The sequence below is a fragment of the Paraburkholderia sp. JHI869 genome (assembly GCF_038900775.1).
Lineage (GTDB): Bacteria > Pseudomonadota > Gammaproteobacteria > Burkholderiales > Burkholderiaceae > Paraburkholderia.
On the sequence record NZ_JAYMSC010000076.1, the window covers coordinates 1 to 3,802 of the forward strand.

Annotated in this window: 3 protein-coding genes and 2 pseudogenes; 3 read left to right on the forward strand and 2 right to left on the reverse strand. The window is 61.5% G+C overall.

What is annotated here, in order from left to right:
- Positions 1–127, reverse strand: a pseudogene (locus VSR72_RS43830) (IS110 family transposase); the annotation flags it as partial.
- 82 nt (positions 128–209) lie between these two features.
- Here VSR72_RS43830 and VSR72_RS43835 point away from each other — a divergent pair.
- The 3 genes and pseudogenes from VSR72_RS43835 to VSR72_RS43845 form a co-directional block, all read left to right on the forward strand.
- Positions 210–596, forward strand: a complete 387-nt coding sequence (locus VSR72_RS43835; protein WP_342958397.1) for a transposase — start codon at positions 210–212, stop codon at positions 594–596.
- On the forward strand, positions 593–964 hold the full coding sequence (tnpB, locus tag VSR72_RS43840; protein WP_342958398.1) for an IS66 family insertion sequence element accessory protein TnpB: 372 nt from the start codon (positions 593–595) through the stop codon (positions 962–964). Before VSR72_RS43835 ends, tnpB begins: the two co-directional genes overlap by 4 nt.
- A 29-nt stretch (positions 965–993) precedes the next feature.
- A pseudogene (locus VSR72_RS43845) lies at positions 994–2,343 on the forward strand (IS66 family transposase); the annotation flags it as partial.
- 39 nt (positions 2,344–2,382) lie between these two features.
- Here the strand turns inward: VSR72_RS43845 and VSR72_RS43850 are convergent.
- A protein-coding gene (locus tag VSR72_RS43850) for an IS3 family transposase (RefSeq protein ID WP_342958399.1) occupies positions 2,383–3,581 on the reverse strand; the annotation gives its coding sequence in 2 pieces (ribosomal slippage) (positions 2,383–3,266 and positions 3,266–3,581; 1,200 coding nt in all).
- Between the last annotated feature and the right edge of the window lie 221 nt (positions 3,582–3,802).

Here is a 3,802-nt window from a genome sequence, read left to right on the forward strand (position 1 = left end):
CGGACTTCCCTCGGGAGCGGCGCATCGCGCGATCGGGACGATTGACTTCAAGGACCTCGATCTCATGATCGCGCAGCACGCGGGCCAAGCCCGCTCCGTAGGTGCCGGTCCCTTCAACCCCGGCACGTAAGCGCGTCCCCATTACCGTGTAGATCTCGTCGTTGAGTTTGGCTACTTTGGTGTCCACCAAATGAATGGTGGACGCTATAGTGGACAACGCTCCGCAATCCAAACGATCCAAGCGACCCAATTTTTCAGTCGAGTTCAAACGGCAGATCGTCGAGGCGACACTCAAGCCAGGCGCGTCGGCCGCGCTCATCGCTCGCGAGCACGGCATCAACGCCAATCTGCTGTTCAAATGGCGTCGTCACTATCTTGCCGGCGATTTCGGCATGCCCGACGTTCCGTTGCCAGAGGTACCTGCACTCAACTGGCTACCAGTGGCAGTGGCTGAGCCTTTACCTGAAGTACCGGCGAGCCAATCGTCGGACAGTGCCGGCACCTACGAGGTCGAATGCGGTGACGTCCGGCTACGATTAAGCGCTGACACACCCATCGCAACCCTGATCAAGATTGTGCGGGGCCTTGCCCGATGAGCCTGCTGATGCTGCCGTCTGCCGTTGGCCTGCCTTCCGGGTCCCGAGTGTGGCTGGCCGCAGGAGTCACCGACATGCGGGCCGGATTCAACAGTCTCGCCGCCAAGGTGCAGACCGTGCTGGAACGCGATCCGTTCTGCGGGCACGTCTTTGTGTTTCGCGGCAAACGCGGCGACCTGCTCAAGGTGCTGTGGTGGAGCGGCGATGGCATGTGCCTGCTGATGAAGCGACTCGAGAAGGGGCGCTTCGTATGGCCTCAAGCGGACGGTGGCGTTGTTTGCCTGAGTCCGGCACAACTATCAATGCTGCTGGAAGGCATCGACTGGCGGCAACCGACGAGAACGGCACGACCGACCTCAGCGTTGTAAACGTCGTTGCTGGCGCGTAAACTGCCTGCATGACGCGCGCGAACCCACTTCCCGACGATGTCGAAACGCTGAAGGCCATGCTGCTCAGCCAGGAGGCGACGCTGCGCGAGCGCGACGCGCAAGTGCTCAAACTGCAAGAAACAGTCGACTCGCAACAAGCCGCGTTGGCTTCGCGTGCAGCCGAAGTCGAACACCTGAAGCTGCTCATTACCAAGCTGCGCCGTATGCAGTTCGGTCGCAAGTCGGAGAAGCTGGGCCATCAGATCGAGCAACTCGAGCTGCGCCTCGAAGAGCTTGAGGCCGACGAAGGCGCGGCGCCGGTCGAAATCCCGAAGACGCCGCGCACGGCGGTAGAACAGGCACCGCGCAGGCCACTGCCTGAACATCTGCCGCGCGAGGTCCGAACGCACCTGCCCGAATCTGCGGGGAGGTGCGCGGAGTGTGGTGGCGAGATGAAGCCGCTGGGCGAAGACGTCGCCGAACAGCTTGAGTACGTACCGGCAAGCTTCCGGGTCATCCGTCATGTGCGCCCGAAGTTTGCGTGCGTGTGTTGCGACCACATCTCTCAGGCGCCTGCACCGAGTCGCCCCATCGAACGCGGTCTCGCCGGCCCTGGGCTGCTGGCACACGTGCTGGTCTCGAAGTTCGCGGACCACGTGCCGCTTTACCGGCAATCGGTTATGTACGCGAGAGAAGGCGTCGAGCTTGATCGCTCTCTGCTGGCGAAGTGGGTCGGTCACGCGGCAACGCTGCTGCAGCCGCTCGTTGGAACACTACGTCGTCATGTGATGTCGGCGACGAAACTGCACGCCGACGACACGCCGGTTCCAGTGCTTGCACCGGGCAACGGCAAGACGAAGACCGGCCGCTTGTGGGTGTACGTGCGCGATGATCGTGCATCGGCCGACATGACGCCGCCGGCGGTGTGGTTCGCCTATACGCCGGATCGCAAGGGCATCCATCCGCAGCAACACCTCGAGTCGTTCAACGGTACGCTGCAAGCCGATGCATACGGTGGCTACCAGGCCATCTACGAAACCAGGCGGGTCACGGAGGCGGCTTGCTGGGCGCACGCTCGACGACAATTCTATGAATTGCACGCAGCGCGCCCCAATGCGCTGAACACTGAGGCGCTCGAGCGTATCGGCGCGCTATACAGGATTGAGGAAAGTATCAGGGGCAAACCGCCCGACGAGCGCCGTGCCCATCGCCAGGAGCATGCGCGGGCGCTACTCGATCAATTCCATGTGTGGCTAACAACGATGCTGGAAACGCTCTCGCGCAAATCGGACACGAGTCGGGCGATCCTCTATGCGTTGAACCGCTGGAAAGCGCTCACACGCTATTGCGATGACGGACAGTTGGAGATCGACAACCTAGCTGGAGTTGCCCCTGTAACTCAGGACACGCGGACACTGTTAGGTTGATGACACCGCAGCGCGCCTGAACTCGCGAGGCGAGCGGTATTTCAGGGCTTTGTGCGGGTGGCGCTCATTGTAGTGCTCAAACGCGATAGCCAGACGTGAGAGCGCGGTCGGTGCGTCGGACTTGTCCATATAGGCGACGTAATTATGCTTCATGGTCTTCACGAACGATTCGGCCATGCCATTGCTCTGCGGCGAACGGACCGGCGTGGTCAGCGGCTCAAGTCCCAGTTCACGAGCGAAGCTGCGTGTGCGGTGGTCGATGTAGGCCGAGCCGTTGTCCGACAGCCATTCGATGGGCTGTGTAGCCTGCGTGGTGCCGAAGCGCTGTTCGACGGCGGCCAACATCACGTCGCGCACCACATCACCGCTATGGCCGCCGGTCGTCGCCGCCCAGCTAATCGCTTCCCGGTCGCAGCAGTCCAGCGCGAACGTGACGCGCAGCGGCGTGCCATCGTCGCACCGGAACTCAAAGCCATCGGAGCACCAGCGGGTGTTGCTACGGTCAACGGCAACGCGACCGTCGTGCCGCCGACTGTCTCGCCGCACGCCGGGGCGACGCAGCAGCAACTGGTGCTCACGCATAACCCGATACACGCGCTTGTGATTGATGCACGGCGCGCTGGTCTGTTCTCGACTACGGCGCAGCAGTGCCCAGATGCGTCGGTAGCCGTAAGTTGGGAGGTGCGCTACGTGGGCCTGGATTTCCTCGACCAATTCCGTGTCGTCGGTCGGTTTGGCGCTACGACCATCGTGCCAATCGGGCGAGCGAGCCTGTTTCGCTGCTACACCAGAGCGCGCCACGCCGAGAACTTCGCAGACCGTTTTCAATGGTCGTCCCCCGGCAGCAAGGGCGAGCGCGCAATCAGGTTTTTTGAGCGGCCCCATTCCACAGCTTCTTTCAGGATTTCGACTTCCATCGTCTTTTTCCCGAGTAGTCGTTGCAGTTCCTTGATTTCCTTGATGGCGGCGGCCAGCTCAGATGCGGGCACAACAGATTCACCTGCCTTCACCGCCGCCAGACTACCTTCCTGGTATTGCTTGCGCCAGCCGAACACCTGGTTGGCATTTACGCCGTGCCGGCGTGCCACCGCCGATACGGATGCTCCTGGCTCCAGTGTTTCCTGCACGATGGCGATTTTTTCCTGCGGGGTGCGCCGACGACGGCGCTCCGGCTCGGTCAGAATTTCGATGGGTTCCACGTAATGACTAGGCTTACTGTTAGACACAAGACTATCTCTTATTTTAAGAGAGTCCTCGTGCCCTCAGATACGTGGGGCCGCTCCACTAGCTGTCGAGCGCGCGCTACGCGGGGTAGCGATTGGCCGCCGTTATGCGTAGCCGTGAATTATGTGGAGTTGCACCGAGCTGAACACGACATCGATCAGCTTTACGGACCTCCTTGGGGTTTTTT